The 2,231-nt window shown below is 31.6% G+C and carries 2 protein-coding genes; both read left to right on the top strand.

The features are described 5' to 3' along the window. The first annotated feature begins 49 nt into the window (after window positions 1–49). On the top strand, window positions 50–364 hold the full coding sequence (locus tag B3I31_RS08750) for a GIY-YIG nuclease family protein (RefSeq protein WP_221408229.1): 315 nt from the start codon (window positions 50–52) through the stop codon (window positions 362–364). 413 nt (window positions 365–777) lie between these two features. After that, window positions 778–1,755, top strand: a complete 978-nt coding sequence (locus tag B3I31_RS08755) for a phosphotransferase (RefSeq protein WP_114999429.1) — start codon at window positions 778–780, stop codon at window positions 1,753–1,755. Window positions 1,756–2,231: the final 476 nt, after the last annotated feature.

Below are 2,231 nucleotides of genomic sequence, written 5' to 3' on the forward strand. Positions count from 1 at the left end.
TGAGGCACTCGAAGGGAAAAGGGAAATAGGTTAATTGTAAAAATAATAAATGATGAAAGGATATATGTATATTTTATTATGTGCTGATGGTAGTTATTACACTGGTAGCACGATTGATTTGGATTTACGTGTAGAACAACATCAATTAGGAAAAGGAGCTAATCACACTCGTAAACACTTATCTGTAAAACTTATATATTTTGAAGAATACCAAAGGATAGATGAAGCTTTTTATAGAGAAAAACAAATACAAGGATGGAGTAGAAAGAAAAAAGAAGCTTTAATAAATGGCTTATCAGAGTTATTACCTGAGTACGCAATTGCTTATCGAGATAAAGGAAACAATAAATTAGAAAAAATGTGAATTCGAGACTGAGAATGATCGTTCCCTGAGGCACTCGAAGGGAAAAGAGCAAACTCTCGAAAGAAGAACATCGTAAAAGTGTGGCTTCAAGAACCTCTGCCACCAAGAGACCGTTCCATGAGGCACTCAAAGGGAAAAGGTCAAACACTCGAAAGAAGAACATCGTAAATGTGTAACTTCGAGAACCTCAGACACCAAGAGATCGTTCCTTGAGGTACTCAAAGGGATAAGGTCAAAGACTCGAAGGGAAAAGGATCTCAACCAATTAATGAAGAAGACCATACTTATTATGAAGATTGTAATCATAGGATAGTTTTTAGTATACAAACAGATCTATTATTTTACGATCGTCTTTGTGTAATAGTTTTAGCTAAGTATTATATTAGCCAAAATCACAGAAAATCTCCTTATTAATGAAAACTTTTCCAGTAATCGCATCAATCCTATCACCCATAGAAATAGGTAAATTTATTTGCGATCAATATCAATTAAAAAATAATTTTGAGTGTAAACTTTTTAGAACTGGAGTCAATCATACCTATTTCTTATCAAATCAAAATTCAAAATATGTTGTCAGAGTCTATTGTCACAATTGGAGAACAAAAACTGAAATACAAGAAGAATTAGAACTTTTAAAATTACTCAAAGAGCATAACATATCCGTATCAACGTCAATACCTGATAAAAACGAGAATTTAATTCAGGAAATAAATGCCCCCGAAGGTAGTAGATATGTCGTTCTCTTTACATTCGCCGAAGGTGAAAAAATGCGCTTTATGTCAAGAGAAACATGTTCAGCAATCGGTTCGATGATGGCAAAAATGCATACGATAACTGCTACAAAAAACATGGATAGAATCAATTACAACGCTAATGTTTTGATGTATGAAGCTTATGATAAGTTAAACGCATTTTTCTCAGAAAATCTAGATGAAATGGTCTATTTAAAAGAAATTTCCTCGAAGATAGCTAAGCGTTTTGATGAAAGTGATTTTTCTAAAATCCAAAAAGGCATGGTACATCTTGATATTTGGTATGATAACCTAAGTGTAAATAAGGAAAATGAAATTATACTCTTCGATTTTGATAATTGTGGGAATGGTCCTTTGATTTTAGACATCGGCTATTTTTGCAAACAATTATTTTTCATTGAAACCGATAAAACCGAATATGAAAGAAAGGTTGATAGTTTTCTAAATGGATATAGAAAAGAACGAGATTTATCTGAAATGGAATTAAATTTTATCCCTGAAGCTGGAGCTTCTATTTTTATATTTTATCTGGGTGTTCAAGCGCAACGATTTGATTGGTCAAATATATTTTTAACAGAAAACTACCTAAAAATGTTTGTTGGAAGAATAAAAAACTGGCTAGATTACTACCAAAAATGATCGTTCCCTGAAGCAATCGAAGGGAATAGGTCAAACTCTCGAAGAGAAAAGATCGTAAAAGTGTGGCTTCGAGAACCTCAGCCACCAATAAAACCCCGTTTCCTGAGGTTCTCGAAGGGAAAAGGTATTAAGTATGGTTAAAATTTAATTTATATTTATTTGTTATACGTTTTAATTAAAATTCGTCAGTTCGAGTGATTTTTCGAAATAATAATGAAGAAAAATTGTATCGAGAATAGAATTTTATCTTCAAAAACTTCAGCCACCAAGAAAACCATTCCCTGAGCATTCTAAGTGCAGTATCTTTCTATCACTTTTTTATTCATAGCTTAATCTATTTTAATTATAGATATTCATTTGAAACAATTAATAACTCATGAATAAAAAATGAATGAATATAGTTTTTCAAAATCCTTTTTCTAATTCAAATTCGTTGTCACTTTTAACAACAAATTTTGTCATTCTGATTTCTATGA

This window comes from Empedobacter sp. UBA3475 (assembly GCF_002378465.1).
GTDB lineage: Bacteria > Bacteroidota > Bacteroidia > Flavobacteriales > Weeksellaceae > Empedobacter > Empedobacter falsenii_B.

Coding starts and splice junctions, on each gene's coding strand:
- B3I31_RS08750 (WP_221408229.1), top strand. CDS start 50: ATGATGAAAGGATATATGTATATTTTATTATGTGCTGATGGTAGTTAT.
- B3I31_RS08755 (WP_114999429.1), top strand. CDS start 778: ATGAAAACTTTTCCAGTAATCGCATCAATCCTATCACCCATAGAAATA.